Source organism: Streptomyces herbicida (assembly GCF_032656585.1).
Lineage (GTDB): Bacteria > Actinomycetota > Actinomycetes > Streptomycetales > Streptomycetaceae > Streptomyces > Streptomyces herbicida.
The window spans coordinates 19,208-37,495 of the sequence record NZ_JAUYWJ010000035.1 but is presented as its reverse complement, the minus strand read 5'-3'; the positions used below and the strand labels follow the sequence as shown (position 1 = coordinate 37,495).

17 protein-coding genes are annotated in these 18,288 nt (G+C 69.5%); 7 read left to right on the top strand and 10 right to left on the bottom strand.

Annotation, left to right across the window (positions count from 1 at the left end):
• The first annotated feature begins 151 nt into the window (after positions 1-151).
• Entirely contained in the window at positions 152-487 is a 336-nt protein-coding gene (locus Q8A52_RS44265; RefSeq protein ID WP_010986119.1) for a histone-like nucleoid-structuring protein Lsr2, read from the top strand.
• On the opposite strand, the gene Q8A52_RS44260 is transcribed toward Q8A52_RS44265, so the two are convergent.
• Complete coding sequence (locus tag Q8A52_RS44260) at positions 466-1,164, bottom strand: SCO3374 family protein (protein ID WP_316763263.1); 699 nt, start codon at positions 1,162-1,164, stop codon at positions 466-468. The genes Q8A52_RS44265 and Q8A52_RS44260 overlap by 22 nt on opposite strands.
• A 430-nt stretch (positions 1,165-1,594) precedes the next feature.
• Here Q8A52_RS44260 and Q8A52_RS44255 point away from each other — a divergent pair, with 430 nt between their 5' ends.
• Positions 1,595-4,120, top strand: coding sequence for an ATP-dependent Clp protease ATP-binding subunit (locus tag Q8A52_RS44255; protein WP_316763261.1), 2,526 nt, complete (start codon positions 1,595-1,597; stop codon positions 4,118-4,120).
• 85 nt (positions 4,121-4,205) lie between these two features.
• Here Q8A52_RS44255 and Q8A52_RS44250 read toward each other — a convergent pair whose 3' ends face one another.
• Positions 4,206-4,799, bottom strand: a complete 594-nt coding sequence (locus Q8A52_RS44250; protein ID WP_316763258.1) for an HAD family acid phosphatase — start codon at positions 4,797-4,799, stop codon at positions 4,206-4,208.
• A 925-nt stretch (positions 4,800-5,724) separates the two neighbouring features.
• Here Q8A52_RS44250 and Q8A52_RS44245 point away from each other — a divergent pair.
• On the top strand, positions 5,725-6,276 hold the full coding sequence (locus tag Q8A52_RS44245; protein WP_316763255.1) for a M23 family metallopeptidase: 552 nt from the start codon (positions 5,725-5,727) through the stop codon (positions 6,274-6,276).
• Here the strand turns inward: Q8A52_RS44245 and Q8A52_RS44240 are convergent.
• Positions 6,266-6,877 carry a TetR/AcrR family transcriptional regulator gene (locus Q8A52_RS44240; protein ID WP_316763254.1) on the bottom strand — a complete coding sequence of 204 codons (612 nt, stop codon included), beginning with the start codon at positions 6,875-6,877 and terminating at the stop codon, positions 6,266-6,268. The genes Q8A52_RS44245 and Q8A52_RS44240 overlap by 11 nt on opposite strands.
• Before the next feature lie 151 nt (positions 6,878-7,028).
• On the opposite strand from Q8A52_RS44240, the gene Q8A52_RS44235 reads away from it, so the two are divergent.
• The 3 genes from Q8A52_RS44235 (at position 7,029) to Q8A52_RS44225 (ending at position 9,672) form a co-directional block, all read left to right on the top strand.
• Entirely contained in the window at positions 7,029-8,639 is a 1,611-nt protein-coding gene (locus tag Q8A52_RS44235) for an MDR family MFS transporter (protein ID WP_316763251.1), read from the top strand.
• A gap of 104 nt (positions 8,640-8,743) precedes the next feature.
• A complete protein-coding gene (locus Q8A52_RS44230) occupies positions 8,744-9,229 on the top strand; it encodes a helix-turn-helix transcriptional regulator (RefSeq protein ID WP_316763376.1) in 486 nt (161 codons plus the stop codon).
• Entirely contained in the window at positions 9,226-9,672 is a 447-nt protein-coding gene (locus Q8A52_RS44225) for a VOC family protein (RefSeq protein ID WP_316763248.1), read from the top strand. The genes Q8A52_RS44230 and Q8A52_RS44225 overlap by 4 nt, the downstream gene beginning before the upstream one ends.
• Positions 9,673-10,073: 401 nt before the next feature.
• Here Q8A52_RS44225 and cseC read toward each other — a convergent pair whose 3' ends face one another.
• The 5 genes from cseC to Q8A52_RS44200 form a co-directional block, all read right to left on the bottom strand.
• Complete coding sequence (gene cseC, locus Q8A52_RS44220) at positions 10,074-11,417, bottom strand: two-component system sensor histidine kinase CseC (protein WP_316763245.1); 1,344 nt, start codon at positions 11,415-11,417, stop codon at positions 10,074-10,076.
• An 11-nt stretch (positions 11,418-11,428) separates the two neighbouring features.
• Positions 11,429-12,133: a two-component system response regulator CseB gene (gene cseB, locus Q8A52_RS44215; RefSeq protein WP_316763242.1), complete on the bottom strand. Its 705-nt coding sequence runs from the start codon at positions 12,131-12,133 to the stop codon at positions 11,429-11,431.
• A gap of 76 nt (positions 12,134-12,209) precedes the next feature.
• Positions 12,210-12,866 (bottom strand): hypothetical protein, encoded by a 657-nt coding sequence (locus tag Q8A52_RS44210; RefSeq protein WP_316763240.1) that lies wholly within the window; start codon positions 12,864-12,866, stop codon positions 12,210-12,212.
• On the bottom strand, positions 12,791-13,393 hold the full coding sequence (locus Q8A52_RS44205; RefSeq protein WP_316763238.1) for a SigE family RNA polymerase sigma factor: 603 nt from the start codon (positions 13,391-13,393) through the stop codon (positions 12,791-12,793). Before Q8A52_RS44205 ends, Q8A52_RS44210 begins: the two co-directional genes overlap by 76 nt.
• Positions 13,394-13,661: 268 nt before the next feature.
• On the bottom strand, positions 13,662-14,537 hold the full coding sequence (locus tag Q8A52_RS44200; RefSeq protein WP_316763236.1) for an HhH-GPD family protein: 876 nt from the start codon (positions 14,535-14,537) through the stop codon (positions 13,662-13,664).
• A gap of 180 nt (positions 14,538-14,717) precedes the next feature.
• On the opposite strand from Q8A52_RS44200, the gene Q8A52_RS44195 reads away from it, so the two are divergent.
• Positions 14,718-15,557: a hypothetical protein gene (locus Q8A52_RS44195; protein ID WP_316763233.1), complete on the top strand. Its 840-nt coding sequence runs from the start codon at positions 14,718-14,720 to the stop codon at positions 15,555-15,557.
• Between the two features lie 87 nt (positions 15,558-15,644).
• Here the strand turns inward: Q8A52_RS44195 and disA are convergent, their stop codons facing one another.
• Complete coding sequence (gene disA, locus Q8A52_RS44190) at positions 15,645-16,769, bottom strand: DNA integrity scanning diadenylate cyclase DisA (RefSeq protein ID WP_316763231.1); 1,125 nt, start codon at positions 16,767-16,769, stop codon at positions 15,645-15,647.
• Positions 16,770-16,848: 79 nt separating this feature from the next.
• Complete coding sequence (radA, locus tag Q8A52_RS44185; protein ID WP_316763228.1) at positions 16,849-18,258, bottom strand: DNA repair protein RadA; 1,410 nt, start codon at positions 18,256-18,258, stop codon at positions 16,849-16,851.
• Positions 18,259-18,288 lie beyond the last annotated feature (30 nt).

The window sequence follows — 18,288 nt, the reverse complement described above, 5'->3', positions numbered from 1 at the left end:
GCAGCCCCTGAGTCTCTCCCAGGGGTTTGTGTTTTTCCAGCAAAAGCGGTTTGCTTTCCGACGTACTGCAGTACTGCATATAACAGGGGGCGGCGAAACGGCGGACGCCGCAGACCCCCGGCCCTTGAAGTTATCGATGAAAGGAAATCCGGTGGCACAGAAGGTTCAGGTCCTTCTTGTCGACGACCTCGACGGCGGCGAGGCGGACGAGACCGTGACGTTCGCGCTGGACGGCAAGACGTACGAGATCGACCTCACGACTGCCAATGCGGACAAGCTGCGTGGCCTTCTTGAGCCCTATGTGAAGGGCGGTCGTCGTACCGGTGGCCGTGCTTCGGGTGGGCGCGGAAAGGCCCGTGTCGCTTCCGGTGGCAGCCAGGACACCGCGCAGATCCGCGCCTGGGCGAAGGAGAACGGTTACGAGGTCAATGACCGCGGCCGTGTTCCCGCGTCCATCCGCGAGGCCTACGAGAAGGCCAACGGCTGAGAAACCGACGGCCCGGCGCATACGCGCCGCAGCCGGATCCGGTGGCACTGCGTCGCCACCGTGTCCACGAGTCGTACGAGATCGGGGGCGCCCCCCACGCCCCCCATGGCCGACAGAGTCGGCAGCGAAGCCTCGGCCCCGCGCCCCGGCTCGGGGGGCCGCAGCCACACGGCGGCCCCCTCCATGGGACCAGGGGTGCGCAGGGCGCGATCGGCACCGGAGCGGCCCGGGGGAATCGGTCGAGAGCCGGTGAAGGCCCGCTCGGGAGGCGGTGGCGCGTCCATGCGCCCGCCCGCGCCCAACGCGACGAGATCGAGGGCCAGCGTGCCCCACTCCAGCCAGTCCAGCAGCCCCGGAAGCTCCTCCGCGCTGCCCGCGGCCACCAGCAGCCGCATCCGGTCGCCCTGAAGGGCCACGGGAGAGTCCGGCCCCAGGCGCCGCAGCGCCACGGCGCCCGCCCCGGCCGGCACGTCCAGCACGTCGAAGCGCAGCCCGGTGACGAGCCGAACCGGCTCACCGGGCACTGTCGGCCACCCCAGTTCGTTCTCGTACCAGTGCCGGATCCGGGCCCCGGGGTCGCCCGGACCGGCCGGATCGTACGGGTCGTGCGGACCGGAGGGATCGTGCGCATCGAGTGGACGACGAGGGGGAGGAAGCACGGGGACTGCGCCAGCCATGCCAAGTGCAACCGCCGAAGACCCTTGCAGGTTACGCTGAGTGTTCAATCGATTGCAGAGAGTCTCCGATCAGAGGGCTCGCAGGGGCCCGGGCAGACGCAAGGTTGTTCGCCCATAGCGGAGGGAACCGGTGCGCACGGCATGGAGTGTCAGTCCGTACGGGTAAGACATCCCTAGTGGGAGGGGGCGACACGCAGGACGGGCCGTCTCACGTTCGCCATCGGCGTACTGGAGACAGGGGTAACTGTCTGGCCTGCGGGAACATCGTCTCGCACCATCGGGTTGGAGCAGATGTCGGCGTTCGGGGTCAGGAGGCCATCGACGGTGTCGGCAGTTGGAATGAGCGGTCCCCGCTTGCGGGACTAAGCTGCGGAAGGACAGGGAGGGGAAGTTCCCCCCACTGCCTGACCGCTCTGAGGAGCGATTAACGATGTTCGAGAGGTTCACCGACCGCGCGCGGCGGGTTGTCGTCCTGGCTCAGGAAGAAGCCCGGATGCTCAACCACAACTACATCGGCACCGAGCACATCCTCCTGGGCCTGATCCACGAGGGTGAGGGTGTCGCCGCCAAGGCCCTTGAGAGCCTCGGGATTTCGCTCGAGGCGGTCCGCCAGCAGGTGGAGGAGATCATCGGCCAGGGCCAGCAGGCCCCGTCCGGGCACATCCCCTTCACCCCCCGTGCCAAGAAGGTCCTGGAGCTGTCGCTCCGCGAGGCCCTTCAGCTGGGCCACAACTACATCGGCACGGAGCACATCCTGCTCGGCCTGATCCGTGAGGGCGAGGGCGTCGCCGCCCAGGTCCTGGTCAAGCTGGGCGCTGATCTCAACCGTGTCCGCCAGCAGGTCATCCAGCTGCTGTCGGGCTACCAGGGCAAGGAGACCGCCACCGCCGGCGGCCCGGCCGAGGGCACCCCCTCGACCTCCCTCGTCCTGGACCAGTTCGGCCGGAACCTCACCCAGGCCGCTCGTGAGTCCAAGCTCGACCCGGTCATCGGGCGCGAGAAGGAGATCGAGCGGGTCATGCAGGTGCTGTCCCGCCGTACCAAGAACAACCCGGTCCTGATCGGTGAGCCCGGCGTCGGCAAGACCGCCGTCGTCGAGGGTCTCGCCCAGGCCATCGTCAAGGGCGAGGTGCCCGAGACGCTCAAGGACAAGCACCTCTACACGCTGGACCTCGGTGCCCTGGTCGCCGGCTCCCGCTACCGCGGTGACTTCGAGGAGCGCCTGAAGAAGGTGCTCAAGGAGATCCGCACCCGCGGCGACATCATCCTGTTCATCGACGAGCTCCACACGCTGGTCGGTGCGGGTGCCGCCGAGGGCGCCATCGACGCCGCTTCGATCCTGAAGCCGATGCTGGCGCGCGGTGAGCTGCAGACCATCGGTGCGACCACGCTGGACGAGTACCGCAAGCACTTGGAGAAGGACGCGGCCCTGGAGCGCCGCTTCCAGCCCATCCAGGTCGCCGAGCCGTCCCTGCCGCACACGATCGAGATCCTCAAGGGTCTGCGTGACCGTTACGAGGCGCACCACCGCGTCTCCATCACCGACGAGGCGCTGGTCCAGGCCGCCACCCTGGCCGACCGGTACATCTCGGACCGCTTCCTGCCGGACAAGGCGATCGACCTGATCGACGAGGCCGGCTCCCGGATGCGCATCCGCCGGATGACCGCTCCGCCGGACCTGCGCGAGTTCGACGAGAAGATCGCCGCCGTCCGCCGGGACAAGGAGTCCGCGATCGACTCGCAGGACTTCGAGAAGGCCGCCTCCCTGCGCGACAAGGAGAAGCAGCTCCTGGCCGCCAAGGCCAAGCGGGAGAAGGAGTGGAAGGCCGGCGACATGGACGTCGTCGCCGAGGTCGACGGCGAGCTGATCGCCGAGGTCCTCGCCACGGCCACCGGCATCCCGGTCTTCAAGCTGACCGAGGAGGAGTCCAGCCGCCTGCTCCGCATGGAGGAGGAGCTGCACAAGCGGGTCATCGGCCAGGACGACGCCGTCAAGGCGCTGTCCAAGGCGATCCGCCGTACGCGCGCGGGCCTCAAGGACCCGAAGCGTCCGGGTGGTTCGTTCATCTTCGCCGGCCCGTCCGGTGTCGGTAAGACCGAGCTGTCCAAGGCGCTCGCCGAGTTCCTCTTCGGTGACGAGGACGCGCTGATCTCCCTCGACATGTCGGAGTTCAGCGAGAAGCACACGGTGTCGCGTCTCTTCGGTTCGCCCCCCGGCTACGTGGGCTACGAAGAGGGTGGCCAGCTGACCGAGAAGGTCCGTCGCAAGCCGTTCTCCGTCGTCCTCTTCGACGAGGTGGAGAAGGCCCACCCGGACATCTTCAACTCGCTGCTGCAGATCCTGGAGGACGGTCGTCTGACCGACTCCCAGGGCCGGGTCGTGGACTTCAAGAACACGGTCATCATCATGACCACCAACCTCGGCACCCGGGACATCTCGAAGGGCTTCAACCTGGGCTTCGCGGCCACGGGTGACACGAAGTCCAACTACGAGCGCATGAAGAACAAGGTGTCGGACGAGCTCAAGCAGCACTTCCGCCCCGAGTTCCTGAACCGCGTCGACGACGTGGTCGTCTTCCCGCAGCTGACGCAGGCGGACATCCTGCGGATCGTCGACCTGATGATCGGCAAGGTGGACGAGCGCCTGAAGGACCGGGACATGGGCATCGAGCTCTCCCAGTCCGCCAAGGAGCTGCTGTCCAAGAAGGGTTACGACCCCGTGCTGGGCGCCCGGCCGCTGCGCCGCACCATCCAGCGCGAGATCGAGGACTCGCTCTCCGAGAAGATCCTCTTCGGCGAGCTGCGCCCCGGTCACATCGTGGTCGTGGACACCGAGGGCGAGGGTGAGAACAAGACCTTCACCTTCCGCGGCGAGGAGAAGTCGGCGCTGCCCGACGTCCCGCCGATCGAGCAGGCGGCCGGCGGAGCCGGGCCGAACCTGAGCAAGGACGCCTGACCCCCCGCGGGTCGAGCCGACGAAAGGGGCCGGTGCTCTCGAGCACCGGCCCCTTTCGCATGCGCTGCGCCGGGAAGACCCGCGGTTACGACAACTGACCGTTGTAGTCGGGCAGCTTGAACGTCTTCTCGGCGTGGCCGCCCGACAGGTCGGTGGCGCTGTTGCCGATGTTCGCGATGATCGTGTAGCCCTTGTTCTCGATGGCGACGCGCTGGGCGGTCTTGTACGCGGCGACGTCCTTGAAGAGGTCGAAGAAGCCGCGGACATAGAGACCGGAGACGTCATAGCCGTCGTACTCGAGGTTGAACTCGGTGGGCGCGGCGATGATGCCCGGGCGGGCGGTCACGAAGAACAGGGAGACGCCGTGTTCCTGGGCGTACTCGGCGACGTTCAGGACCGGCTTGTTGGCCGGCTGGGGGTAGCTGAAGCCGAAGTCGGTCTCCAGCGTGGTGTTGTCGATGTCGAAGACGATCGCCTGCTTCTCGCCGGGCTTGGCGTCGTCGATACGGTCCTTCAGATACGGCAGGGCCTGGCCCATCACGGTCTGGCAGTCCTTCTGCCAGGTCGCGTAGTCGACCTTGGCGGCGGTCGCGGCGTCGGCGGGGGTGGCCATGGCCGCGAATGCGGCCACCGAGATGGCGGTCACGGATAGTCGGCGAGCCCAGGGGCGTCTGGTCATCGGTGGGGGTCCTCTCACGTCCGTACAGGCCTGTCAGGGGCATGATCTTGGGTGAGGGTGGCGCGAGGGGAACCGTAAGGTTACCGGAGGGTAGGCGTACAGAGATCTGCGTCACACCGGGCTGTGAATTCTGGGCGCGGCCCGGAACTCGCCGTCTGACGCCGTGAGTTCCATGGCGCGCCCCGCTTGCGCCCAGGAACTGGACCTGTCTGCACAACAGTTGGTCGAGTCCGCGCACCGGGGCGGTTCCGGCCGGGACGAGGACCCACTCCAAGTGGGGCAATTCCAGGAGCGGTTCGAGGCCGAGGCGTTGCCCGACGTCCTCGCCGCCGAGGATGTGCCACTCGGCCGGCTGGGGAAGGAGCGCGGGGATCCGCTCCCTGGCCAGGGGCTGGGAGCTGCTGCCGGTCGAGTGGTGTGCGGTCGACCCGGCCTGCATCTCCGGGTGGGGTGCCCGGCATTGATGCAAGGCCCTCACCGCGAAGACAGGAACACCACTTGCCACGACGTGGCAGCGGGTTACGCGTGCCCGGTGCCGAGCGCTGCCGGATCCATCCCCTCCACTCCCTTGGTCGCGCGATCGCCGGCCGGTGTAGCGCCGGTCACATTCCGGTGTCCGTCGATCTTGGGAGTCGGTGACATGCCGCACAGGCGATATGTCCGTTACTAGCGGAGATAGTGGGACTTTCCATCAGGGTAAAAGGGATTTTTACGTCCCAATCCCCCGTGAACGGACGACGTCGGCGCAGTGATGCCCGAAAACTCCCACCTGTCAAGAATCTGGCGATAACACCACCAAGTACTAGCTTTCGCCGTAGACAGGGGGGTTTGAGACCAGGCGGGATCGCGGGTTACCAAGAGATGCCCCATCCGGCGGACGGTTGTGCGCCGGGTGGTTCCAAGTCCCCGACTCCACGAGGTCTAGATGTTCAAGCGCGTTACGTCCCGTTCCACCCGCACGTCCCAGCTCCGCACCCGGGTGGCCGTCCTGGCCGCCGGTCTGGGTGCCACGGCCGTCGTGGGAACCGGGGTCGCAAGCGCCGCCACCGCGTCCGCCACCTCCTGGGTCGACCCGGTGAAGAAGTACACGCTCTCGGCCAGCTTCATGCAGTCCGGCAGCCACTGGGTCGCCAAGCACAGCGGCCAGGACTTCGCCGTGCCGACGGGCACCGAGGTCGTCGCCGCGCACGGCGGCACGGTCGTCAAGGCCGGCGGCAACGGCGCCGGTGACGGTCCCGCGTACGGCAACGCCGTCGTCATCAAGCACGGCAACGGGACCTACTCGCAGTACGCCCACCTGTCCCGGATCGACGTCAAGATCGGGCAGGTCGTCAGCACCGGCCAGCACATCGCCCTGTCCGGCAGCACCGGCAACTCCACCGGTCCGCACCTGCACTTCGAGATCCGTACGACCCCGAACTACGGCTCCGCGATCGACCCGGTCTCCTTCCTGCACGCCAAGGGCGTCAAGGTCTGACCTGCTCCTCCCGTTGGGCGCCCCGGTGCGCCTGCGTGACGAGGTCCACGGCGACTTCGAGAACGGCCTCGCGCCGCTTCTCGGGGTCGCCTTCCAGGTCCTGCATCACGAACATCCCGGCGTGCAGCGTAAACAGCGCGCTCACGCAGCGGACCTGCTCGACGAGCGGTGCCGCGGGGTCGATCATGATGTCCCGCAGACTGTGCATCCGGTCCTTGAAGGTTTCGCCGATGCGCAGTTCGCGGACCGTCGCCTGGTTCTCCTGCATGAAGCGGAAGAGCGGTTCCGCGCCGATCAGCGCCTGGCTGTAGCGCCGTACGATCTCCTGCTTGGTCTCCAGGGTGTGGGGCTGCTGCCTGCCCCACTCGATCAGGTCCTCCATCGGCTTCGTCAGGTCCTGGAAGAGGCTGACGATGATCTCTTCCTTCGTCTTGAAGTGGTAGTAGAGCGCCGCCTTGGTCACGTCGAGGCGCTCGGCGATCTCTCGCAATGACGTCTTCTCGTAGCCCTGCTCGGCGAAGAGTTCGAGCGCGACGTCCTGGATGCGCTGGCGGGTATTGCCGCGGCGCTGCTGCTTGGTGCCGTCCATGGTGCCGCCCATCCTCGTACTCCTCGCGCTCCCGCGGAAACTTACTTGCCGCCCGACTAGCTAACTTACTTGACGCCCGGCTAGTTCCGCGGCTAACTTCCCAGTGTAGACAACTAGCCGGTCGGCAAGTAAGTAGCGGTCGCTGGGGGAGTGGGAAAGAAAGATGGCGGACACACAAGCGGCCTTGGCGGGCCAGGAGTCACCCGAAGGGGTCTCCGGCGAGCAGCAGGGCAAGAAGCAGCGGAGCGTGCGGGTCGTCCTGCTCGCGCTGATGATCGCGATGATGCTCGCGATGCTCGACAACATGATCGTGGGCACGGCGATGCCGACGATCGTCGGTGAGCTGGGCGGCCTGGAGCACCTGTCCTGGGTGGTGACCGGCTACACGCTGGCCACCGCGGCGGCCACCCCGATCTGGGGCAAGCTCGGAGACATGTACGGGCGCAAGGGCGCCTTCATGACCTCGATCGTGATCTTCCTGATCGGCTCCGCGCTGAGCGGTATGGCCCAGAACATGGGCGAGCTGATCGGGTTCCGGGCCGTCCAGGGCCTCGGCGCCGGCGGTCTGATGGTCGGCGTCATGGCGATCATCGGTGACCTCGTCCCGCCGCGGGAGCGCGGCAAGTACCAGGGCATGATGGCCGGTGTCATGGCGCTCGCGATGATCGGCGGCCCGCTGGTCGGCGGCACCATCACCGACAACTGGGGCTGGCGCTGGTCCTTCTACATCAACCTGCCGCTCGGCGCCGTCGCGCTGCTGCTGATCAGCGCCGTGCTGCACCTGCCGAAGAAGCGGACCAAGGCGGGCATCGACTACCTCGGCGTCATCCTGCTGACCGTCGGCATCACCTCGATCGTGCTCGTCACGACCTGGGGCGGCACGGAGTACGCCTGGACGTCCGCGCGGATCATGGAACTGATCGCCATCGGCGTCGTCGCCCTGGTCGGCTTCGTGTTCTGGCAGACGAGGGCCGCCGAGCCGGTCCTGCCGCTGCACATCTTCCGCAGCCGCAACTTCACGCTGATGTCGGTCATCGGCTTCATCACCGGCTTCGTGATGTTCGGCGCCACGCTGTTCCTGCCGCTGTACCAGCAGTCGGTCCAGGGCGCCTCCGCCACCAACTCCGGTCTGCTGCTCCTGCCGATGCTCGGCGCGATGCTGGTGACCTCGATGGTGGCCGGGCGGGTGACCACCACCAGCGGCCGCTACAAGATCTTCCCGATCGTCGGCGCCGTCCTGATGATCACGGGCCTGTACCTGCTGTCGCTGATGGACACCGGCACCTCCCGGTTCACCTCGGGCGTGTACATGGCCGTCCTCGGTCTCGGCATGGGCTGCCTGATGCAGATCACCATGCTGGTCGCGCAGAACAGCGTGGAGATGAAGGACATGGGCGTCGCGTCCTCGTCGACGACCCTGTTCCGTACGCTCGGCTCCTCCTTCGGTGTCGCGATCATGGGCGCGCTGTTCAACCACCGGGTCCAGGACGTCATGGCCGAGCGGGGCGGTGCGCTCGCCGCCAGGACGACCGCGAAGTCCGCACAGCTGGACGCGGCCAGCCTGGCCAAGCTGCCCGCACCGGTGCGAGAGGCGTACCAGCACGCGGTGTCCGCCGGTACGCACTCGGCGTTCCTGCTGGGCGCGGTGATCGCCGTGATCGTGCTGGCGGCGGCGCTGTTCGTGAAGGAGGTCCCGCTCAAGAGCGGACCCCAGAAGCCGGAGTCCGCGGCCGACAGCGCCGACGCGGCGGCCCCGGTGATCGAGGCCGTCTGATCCGCCCTTGAACGAAGGCCCCCGGATGGTGTCCGCCCCGGGGGCCTTCTTCCTGCCCGGGACCCGATGTCAGTGGCCCGTGCCACCATCGCGGTATGGACAAGATGCGCCAGTTGCGCCTGGCGAAGGACGCCATGGACCGCGACTGGGCCGACCCGGAGCTCGACCTGGACGCGGTGGCCGCGCACGCCGGGTATTCGCGGTACCACTTCATCCGCGCCTTCAAGGAGGCGTACGGCGAGACGCCCGGCCAGTATCTGACGCACCGCCGCATCGAGCGGGCGGAGGACCTGCTGCGCACCGCCAATCTGTCGGTGACCGAGATCTGCCATCTGGTCGGCTTCAGCAGCCTGGGCACCTTCTCGACGCGGTTCAAGGCGTGGACCGGGCTGACTCCCAGCGAGTACCGGGTCAAGCACGTGGGCCGCGGGGCCGCGCTGATACCGGGCTGCTACGCCATGCTCTGGGCGGGCGGATTCAGAAGCGGCCCCGGCAGTGCCCGGAGCAATTCTGGAGAAGCCGGCTGTGATCCCGGCTGCCTACGGTGGCGGGGCAAACAGCCGATCCCCGCGGACAGGAGCACGCCATGATCAAGGGACTCAAGATTTCGACCGTCTGGGTACTCGACCAGGACCGGGCCAAGGAGTTCTACACCGAGAAGCTGGGCCTGGAGGCCCGTACGGACATGTCGATGGGCGACGGCGGAATGCGCTGGCTCACCGTCGGCTCCCCGGACCAGCCCGACGTCGAGCTCACGCTGATGGTGCCCGGGCCGCCGGCGATGGATCCCGAGTCCGCCGAGATGGTCAAGAAGCTGGTCGCCAAGGGCGCGCTGGGCGCGGGTGTGCTGACCACCGACGACATCCACGGCGACTACAAGAGGCTCAAGGACCGCGGCGTCGAATTCCTCCAGGAGCCGCAGGAGCGTCCCTACGGCACGGAGGCCCTGTTCCGCGACGACTCCGGCAACTGGTTCTCCTTCACCCAGCCCCGCGAGGGGGGCCTCGACATGGACAAGGACTGGGCCTGCTGAGCCGCTGCGGCTTGCCGCGCGGGGTGAGACGGGGTTGATCCGCGGCGACGCCCGGCTTTCGAAGCGGCCCGTCGCCCGGCTTCGCGCGACCGGTCGCATCCGGGATCACGTCGGTGAGGAAGTCCCTGGCGGCCGGCATGCGCACCGCGCGGGCGATTTCTCGGGGCGGTCCATCGATGGCTGCCCGCGACGCCCGGGCGAGACGGCCTTGATCCCCGGCGGCGCCCGGCCCTCAGCGGCCCCTCGCCGCGTTCGCTTCGCCGGTCGCTCCGGGTCTGCTGAGCCCCGCGGCCGCCGGAGGGTGTCGCCGCCCCCTCAGCGATCCGTCGTCACCTTCGCGCCGGCGCGTGCGCCTGTTCCGCTAAGCCCGGCGCTGCGGCAGCGGATCGATGCGACGGCTGCTACGGCAGCGTCGGATAGCTGCCCGTGTTCGTCGGGGCGTGTTCCGGGAGCCACAGGACGGCCACCGCGCCCTCCGCCGGTACATGGGGCGGCGCGCCCGCGGGGCGTACGTTGCGGAACGTCAGGCGGGCGCCGAGTACCCGGGCTTGTCCCGCCGCGATGGTCAGGCCCAGGCCGTGCCCCTGCCCGGCGCGGTCCTTGCTGCCGGTGCGGAAGCGGCTCGGTCCCTCGGCGAGCAGTTCCTCGGGGAAGCCGCGGCCGTGGTCGCGGACCCGGATGACCCGGCCCTCCACGGTGACCTCGATGGGCGGCTTGCCGTGCCGGGTGGCGTTGGCGAGCAGGTTGAACAGCACCCGCTCCAGCCGCCGGGGGTCGGTCGTGACCTCCGACTCGTGCACCACGTGTACGGCGATCGCCGGGTCCTTGGCGGCCACGCGCCGGGCGACGAACTCGCCCAGCATGATGTCCTGCAGCTCGGCCCGCTCGGAGGCGCCGTCCAGCCGGGCCACCTCCAGCACGTCCTCGACGAGGGTGCGCATCGCCTTGGCCCGGTCCAGCACCAGCTCGGTCGGCCGCCCCGGCGGCAGCAGCTCGGCGGCCGTCAGCAGCCCCGTCACCGGCGTGCGCAGCTCGTGCGCGATGTCGGCGGTGACCCGGCGCTCGGCCTCCAGCCGCTGCTGCAGCGCGTCCGCCATGGCGTCCACCGCCCGGGCGAGGTCGTCGGTCTCGTCCCGTACGACACCGCCGATGGCGTCCCGCACCCGGACGTCCGGCTCGCCCCTGGCGACCTGGTTCGCGGCGGACGCCGCCTTGCGCAGCCGGCCCGACAACTGCCCGCCGATCAGTACACCGAGCGCGCTGCCGCCGAGCACGACCGCGATGGAGCCGATGACCAGGGCCTGGTCGAGGTCTTTCATCACGTTCGTGCTGCGGTCGGTGAAGTGGCTGTGGAGCGACAGGACATGTCCGCCCTTGACCGGGACCGCCGCCCAGATGTCCGGAACGTCGCCGCCGCGGTCGGTGACGTACGTGGCCCGGCGGCCTTCCTCGACCTTCTCGCGCAGCGCGGGCGGCAGGTCCGGGGCGTCGACCTCGATGTTGGGGAAGTTCGGCCGCCCGGACAGGTCGAAGTTGCGCTGGGCGATCTGGAGGCGCTCGTCCGCGAGGTCGCGCGCGTTGTCCAGCATCGATACGCGGGCGGCGTTGTGCACGACCAGGCTGAGCGCGATCGCCACCAGCGCACCGACCATCGCGATGGCCGCGCTGAGCTTCCATCTGAGCCCTGTGCGGATGCCCGCGCGCTCCATGCACCCTCCGAGCGGCCGCCGAATGATCCCCCGCATGTCCGCCCCGCTCAGGCCTTCAGCTTGTAACCGAAGCCGCGGACCGTCTCGATCCGGTCCTGGCCGATCTTTGTACGCAGCCGCTGCACATGGACGTCGACGACACGTGTGTCGCCGCCCCAGCCGTAGTCCCACACGCGTTCGAGCAGCTTGTCCCGTGAGAGCACCGTGCCCGGCGTCGAGGAGAACTCCAGCAGCAGCCGCATCTCGGTGGGCGTCAGCGCCACCGGCTGACCGGCCCGGCGTACCTCCATGCCCTCGGTGTCGATCTCCAGTTCGCCGAACGTGAGTACGCCACCGTCGATCGCCGATGGGTCGGCCCCCGTCTGTGCGCCCCCGCCGGCGTGCCCGAAACGGCGCAGCACCGCACGGATGCGGGCGACCAGGACAGCGCCGTCGAACGGCTTGGTCACATAGTCGTCGGCGCCCGCCTCCAGTCCCAGGACGACGTCGATGGAGTCGGCGCGCGCCGACAGCATGATCACCGGCACCGTCGACTCGTCGCGGATCCGCCGGCACAGGCTCACCCCGTCCAGGCCCGGGACCATGACGTCCAGGAGCGCGATGTCGGGGCGGTTCGCGCGGAACGCCTCCAGCCCCGACAGCCCGTCCGGCATCGCGGTGACGGCGAAACCGTCCCGCTCCAGGGCGAGCTGGGTGGCCTCGCGGATGACGTCGTCGTCCTCGACGAACAGGACATGGGTCTGGTCTGCCATCCCGCTGCTCTCAGTCCTCGTGGGGGTTCTTCGTGCTGTCACGGAGGTGACGTACGAATCGGGTGCCGGGTTCACTTCAGCCGGACGGCACCGGCGACGGTTTGCCACCGACCGCGTTGCTGTAGTCGGTGTGGTGGTAGTCCTCCTGGACGAAGCGCCCGGATTCCCAGCTGTATGTGATCACGTTCTCGCCGGACGGATTCGACACGGGGTCGCCCTTGTCGTACACCTGCTTGGTCACCATCAGGTCGCCCCGGTCTATCTCCGCGTAGACCGGGGACTCCTCGGCCTTGAACACATTCTCGTACCTGCCGTCGTACTCGCGGTACACGTACGAGCCGACGCCCACGGCGTCGGCACAGGTCAGCACATTGACCACGATGTCGTCGACCGAGCCGCCGGTCAGATCGCCGTAAGACACGTCGACCGGGTACTCGTCGCCGCACGGCTTGAGATACCGCTTGACCTCGGCCGAGACAAGCGGATCGTGCCGGACCAGGGAGACCGCGTCCACGGCCCTGTACGTGTCGGAGGGGGCGATGGTGGGGGAGGCCACGGGGCCCGCCCCCGCCACCGAGTCGGCATGTGCCGGGCCCTCGTCACGGGCGCCGGTGCCGCCGGTGGCACAGGCGGCGACGAAAAGGCCGAGGGCGGCGATCACGGCCACCGCCGTGATCGCCGCCTGGTAGACCCCGCGAGCCGCGGTCGGCACATCGGCGGGCAGGCCGCGCACCGCTCCCGCTCCTCACGCTCCAGCGCGCGTGCGTCCAGATCGCGGGCCTCCAGCTCCTCGCGGAGCCGGGCGAGCGCCCGGTGCAGCGTGCTCTTGACCGTTCCCGCCGACATGCCGAGGGCGGCGGCCGTCTCCTCCGTGGACATCTGCTCCCAGTGTCGCAGCACGACGACGCTGCGCTGCTTCGGAGCGAGAACCTTCATGATGTCCATCAGGAGCGCGCGGTCCGCGTGCTGCTCGGTGGCGTCCTCCACACACGCGTCCGGCAGCTGCTCGGTCGGGACTTCCTCCAGCTTCCGGGCCCGCCACCACTCGGTACGCGTATTGATCATCACGCGGCGCAGATAGGCGTCCGCGAGCCGCTTGTCCGCGATGCCCTCCCAGCGGCCGTACGTCCGCACCAGCGCCGTCTGGAGCAGGTCCTGCGCGTCGACCGGGTCCGGGACCAGACGGCGTGCGCTGCGCAGCAGCGCGTCCTGCCGAGTGCGGACGTACTCTTCGAATTCGAGCACCTCGCCCTGCGCCATGATCAACCGCCTCCGTTCCCCGTTTTTCTCCGGCCCTGTGCCTGTCCTGCGGTGCTCCGGTTGGTCGTGCCGGGCACAGGAATGAAGCTACGGAGCTGTTGTCACGGCGCTGTCCGAAGCAGCCTGCGGGAAGCACTCGGCTGTCCGTCGGTTGTGTAACGGAAGTGGGTTCGGGGTAAGGGGTGCGGTTGTATTGCCCTGGTACGGGTCGATTTGGTGGGCTGGGTGGCTGTGAAACAACCCCCGGGCTCTGTGACTTGTCTGTGTGTCAGCTCAGCGGCAGCCGATAGAGGCCGCCCGGCAGCGGCTCCACCAGACCGTCCGCGACGAGCCCGTCCAGCGCCCGGGCACGCTGCACCGGCTCGTGCCACACCCGGTCCAGAGCCGGCTGCGGCACGGGGGCGTGCGCCTCGCGCAGTACGGCGAGGAGCTTGCCGCGGACCTGGCGGTCCGTACCGGCGTACGTCTGGCCGCGACGCGGCGGGCCCTCGTGCTCCGGCTTGCCCGCGAGCCGCCAGGCGCACTGGGCGGCGATCGGGCAGCGCGGGCAGGTCTCGTTCTTCGCCGTGCACACCAGTGCGCCCAGCTCCATGGAGGCGGCGGCCCAGCGGGCGGCGGTGCCCTCGTCCTGGGGCAGCAGCTCACGGGCGAGCCTGCGCTCCGCGGCGGTGGTGGCGTTCGGCGGGTACTGCACACCGGTGACCGCGCGGGCGAAGACCCGGCGGACATTGGTGTCCAGCACGGCGTGCCGCTGCCCGTAGGCGAAGGAAGCCACCGCCGCGGCCGTGTACTCGCCGATGCCGGGCAGCGCGAGCAACTGTGCGTGGTCCGTCGGTACGTCGCCGCCGTGCCGCTCCGTTATGGCGACCGCGGCGCCGTGCAGACGCAGTGCGCGGCGCGGGTAGCCGAGCCGGCCCCAGGCGCGGACGGCCTCGCCGGGCGCCTCCTCGGCCAGGTCCGCGGGGCGGGGCCAACGGGCCAGCCACTGTTCGTAGACGGGCAGGACCCGGCTGACCGGGGTCTGCTGGAGCATGAACTCGCTGACCATCACGCCCCACGGGCCCGCTTCCGGGCGGCGCCAGGGGAGGTCGCGGGCGTGGGTGTCGAACCAGGCGATCACGGGGGCGTGGAGCATCTCAGTCATGGCCCTTCCGATCCTGCCACGCATTGGCCGGACACGGTCCGTGGCGGCGCCGGGGCGGGGCGTGCGGAGCGTGAAGCGAAGCTCTTTCGTGGGAAGTTGCCGTGATGATGATCCGGAAAAGTTGGTTTCGGGCGGCGGGTGGCGCCAGCAAGCGGGCCGATCTCTCGTAAAGTTTGCGCCGTGGGATCTCTGCGCAATCCGGTCGGGCCGCTTCCCTCCTCCATCTACTGGCGACGGAGGGTCGTCATGCTGTCGGTGGTCGCCGTTCTGGCGCTGCTGATCGCCTGGATCGCCACGGCGGGGGGCGGGGGCGGCAAGAAGAACGCCGGCGGGGCCGACGGCAAGAATCCCGCGTCCACGATCACGCCGGGACCGTCCGGCAGCGGGCCGGTGAACAGCCAACACCCCGGCGGCCGTGACGAGTCGGGGGGCGGGGGCACCGGCGGGAGCGACTCCGGCGGGGGCGACACCGGGTCCGGTGACGGCGGGTCGGGTGACGGCGGTGGCTCCGGCTCCACGGACGGGAGCGGTTCGGACGGCGGTTCCGGGTCGGGCTCCGGTTCCTCCTCCGGCGGCAGCGTCAATGCGGCGGCCACGCTGCCTGCCTCCTCCGGGCTGCCCAACTGCTCCTCCGGAGCGGTCACGTTGAGCCTGCGCAGCCGGCACAACTCGTACTCGCCCGATCAGACCCCGACTTTCGAACTCACCGCGAAGAACTCGTCGTCCGGTGACTGCAAGGTCGATCTCGGTCCGAAGAGCGCGGTGTTGACGATCACCCAGGCCCACGGCAGCGACTCGTACTGGTCGTCGGCCGACTGTCCGAAGGGCGCCGGGAGCCTGGTGTACCGGGTGCCGGCGGGCAGCAGCATCACCTACACCGTGAAGTGGGACCGCAAGCCGAGCGCTCCGCAGTGCGCCACGCCTCCGGCGGGGTCGGCGGAGGCGGGCACTTATCTGCTGGAGGCGAAGGCCTCGGGGTTCAGCATCGCGCCGACGTCGTTCGTGCTGTCGGCGGACTAGGTCGTGCCGTGCGGGGCCGAGCGCCCCGGCAGGGGTGCCCGGCGGTGACATGGGCGGCTCCGCCGCGCGGGCGCGCCCGGCCCGAACTCAGACGTAGCGCTCCAGGATCGACGACTCCGCCAGCCGCGACAGGCCCTCCCGCACGCTGCGCGCCCGGGCCTCGCCCACGCCGTCCACGGTCTGGAGGTCGTCCACGCTCGCCGCGAGGAGCTTCTGCAGACCGCCGAAGTGCTCCACAAGACGGTCGATGATCGCGCCCGGCAGCCTCGGCACCTTGGCCAGGAGCCTGAAGCCCCGCGGGGACACCGCCGAGTCGAGGGCCTCGGGGGAGCCGGTGTAGCCGAGGGCACGGGCCACCGTGGGCAGTTCGAGGAGCTCGGCGTGGCTGAGGGCGTCGAGCTCCGACAGGGCCTCGTCGACCGTGCGGGAACGCTTGGCCGTCGGCTCGGGCACATAGTCCCGGACCACCAGCTCGCGCTCGGGCTCCACGCCCGCGATCAGCTCGTCCAGCTGGAGCGCCAGGAGGCGTCCGTCCGTGCCCAGTTCGACCACGTATTCGGCGATTTCGGTGGCGATGCGGCGCACCATCTCCAGGCGCTGTGCGACGGCGGACACATCGCGGACCGTCACCAGGTCCTCGATCTCCAGCGCCGACAGCGTTCCCGCGACCTCGTCCAGGCGGAGCTTGTAGCGCTCCAGCGTGGCCAGGGCCTGGTTGGCGCGGGACAGGATCGCCGCCGAGTCCTCCAGCACCCTGCGCTGCCCGTCGACGTACAGGGCGATCAGGCGCATCGACTGGGAGACGGAGACCACAGGGAAGCCGACCTGCTTGGAGACGCGGTCCGCCGTGCGGTGCCGGGTGCCCGTCTCCTCCGTGGGGATCGTGGGGTCCGGGACCAGCTGGACGCCGGCCCGCAGGATCTTCGACAGGTCCGAGGAGACCACGATGCCGCCGTCGAGCTTGCACAGCTCGCGCAGGCGCGTCGCGGTGAACTCCACGTCCAGGACGAAACCGCCGGTGCACATCGCCTCGACGGTCTTGTCGGAGCCGAGCACGATGAGTCCGCCCGTGTTGCCCCTCAGTACGCGTTCGAGCCCGTCACGCAGGGCCGTACCGGGTGCCACGGCACTCAGCGAGGCGCGCATCAGGCCATCGGAACCGGCAGTCCCACCGGACTTTCCGGGAGCTGCTGCCCGGTCGTTGGCTGCCACTGCACTCCTCCGGTCGCAGGTTCTGGGCGCTGCCGTTCGCGCACTCGGTTCGCACGGACGGGCGAGACCAGGGCAAAGTCTACCGGCGGTCCTCCGCCTCCCGTGGGGCCTCTCGGTGACGAGAGCGGGGAAGGACCCTGAGCGCGTCCCCTATGTCGGCGACTTCCAGAACCTTCATACCGGGAGGGATCTTGCCCGGATCGCCCGGCACGAGCGCGTGCGTGAAGCCCAGACGGTGGGCCTCCGCGAGCCTGCGCTGCACGCCCGTGACCCGTCTGACCTCGCCCGCGAGACCCACCTCACCGATGGCGACGAGGTTCTTCGGCAGCGGGGTGTCGCTGGCCGCGGAGGCGAGGGCCAGGGCGATGGCGAGGTCCGCGGCGGGCTCCGAGAGCTTCACCCCGCCCACCGTCGCCGAGTAGATGTCCCGCTTGCCGAGCGCGCTGATCCTGCCCCGCTGCTCCAGCACGGCGAGCATCATCGAGACACGGGAGGTCTCCAGGCCGGAGGTGGTGCGCCGGGGGGAGGGGATCTGGGAGTCGACGGTCAGCGCCTGGACCTCCGCCACCAGCGGGCGGCGGCCCTCCAGGGTCACCGTCAGGCAGGTGCCGGGCACCGGTTCGTCACGACGGGTCAGGAAGAGTCCACTGGGGTCGGCAAGGCCCGTGATGCCCTCGTCGTGCAGCTCGAAGCAGCCGACCTCGTCCGTGGCGCCGTACCGGTTCTTGACGCCCCGCACGAGCCGCAGCCGCGCGTGGCGGTCGCCCTCGAAGTGCAGCACAACGTCCACGAGGTGCTCGAGCAGACGGGGACCGGCGATGGCGCCGTCCTTGGTGACATGGCCCACAAGGAGCGTGGACATGCCCCTCTCCTTCGAGGCGCGGATCAGCGCCCCCGCCACCTCCCGCACCTGGGCCATGCCGCCGGGCGCCCCGTCGATCTCGGGGGAGGCGACCGTCTGCACGGAGTCGAGGATCAGCAGGGACGGCTTCACCGCGTCCAAGTGGCCGAGGACGGCCGCCAGGTCGGTCTCGGCCGCGAGATACAGATGGTCGTCGATGGCCTTGATGCGATCGGCGCGCAGCCGCACCTGGCTCGCCGACTCCTCGCCGGTCACATAGAGCGTGCGGTGCTCGTCGCTCGCGGACTTGGCCGCCACGTCGAGCAGGAGCGTCGACTTGCCCACGCCGGGCTCGCCCGCCAGCAGCACCACCGCGCCGGGCACGAGTCCGCCCCCGAGCACCCGGTCCAGCTCGGGCACACCGGTCGGGCGCGCGGTGGCCTGGCGCCCGTCGACCTGGCCGATGGGGAGCGCGGACGTGGTGACGCGCCCCGGCGTCGTGGTCCGCACCGCGGGCGCGCCGTACTCCTCGACGGTCCCCCAGGCCTGGCACTCGGGACACCGGCCGAGCCACTTGGCCGTCTGCCAGCCGCACTCCGTGCAGCGGTAGGACGGGCGGTCCTTGGTGGTCTTGGTACGGGCAGCCATGCGGAAACCGTAGCCGCAGGCACTGACAGC

Bases quoted from the DNA above. Each gene is read 5' to 3' on its own strand.
- Q8A52_RS44245 (WP_316763255.1), top strand. From the start codon at position 5,725: ATGTTCAAGCGCGTTACGTCCCGTTCCACCCGCACGTCCCAGCTCCGC.
- Q8A52_RS44230 (WP_316763376.1), top strand. From the start codon at position 8,744: ATGCGCCAGTTGCGCCTGGCGAAGGACGCCATGGACCGCGACTGGGCC.
- radA (WP_316763228.1), bottom strand. From the start codon at position 18,258: ATGGCTGCCCGTACCAAGACCACCAAGGACCGCCCGTCCTACCGCTGC.
- Q8A52_RS44240 (WP_316763254.1), bottom strand. From the start codon at position 6,877: ATGGGCGGCACCATGGACGGCACCAAGCAGCAGCGCCGCGGCAATACC.
- Q8A52_RS44250 (WP_316763258.1), bottom strand. From the start codon at position 4,799: ATGACCAGACGCCCCTGGGCTCGCCGACTATCCGTGACCGCCATCTCG.
- Q8A52_RS44260 (WP_316763263.1), bottom strand. From the start codon at position 1,164: ATGGCTGGCGCAGTCCCCGTGCTTCCTCCCCCTCGTCGTCCACTCGAT.
- Q8A52_RS44255 (WP_316763261.1), top strand. From the start codon at position 1,595: ATGTTCGAGAGGTTCACCGACCGCGCGCGGCGGGTTGTCGTCCTGGCT.
- cseB (WP_316763242.1), bottom strand. From the start codon at position 12,133: ATGGCAGACCAGACCCATGTCCTGTTCGTCGAGGACGACGACGTCATC.
- Q8A52_RS44225 (WP_316763248.1), top strand. From the start codon at position 9,226: ATGATCAAGGGACTCAAGATTTCGACCGTCTGGGTACTCGACCAGGAC.
- Q8A52_RS44235 (WP_316763251.1), top strand. From the start codon at position 7,029: ATGGCGGACACACAAGCGGCCTTGGCGGGCCAGGAGTCACCCGAAGGG.
- Q8A52_RS44200 (WP_316763236.1), bottom strand. From the start codon at position 14,537: ATGACTGAGATGCTCCACGCCCCCGTGATCGCCTGGTTCGACACCCAC.
- cseC (WP_316763245.1), bottom strand. From the start codon at position 11,417: ATGCGGGGGATCATTCGGCGGCCGCTCGGAGGGTGCATGGAGCGCGCG.
- Q8A52_RS44205 (WP_316763238.1), bottom strand. From the start codon at position 13,393: ATGGCGCAGGGCGAGGTGCTCGAATTCGAAGAGTACGTCCGCACTCGG.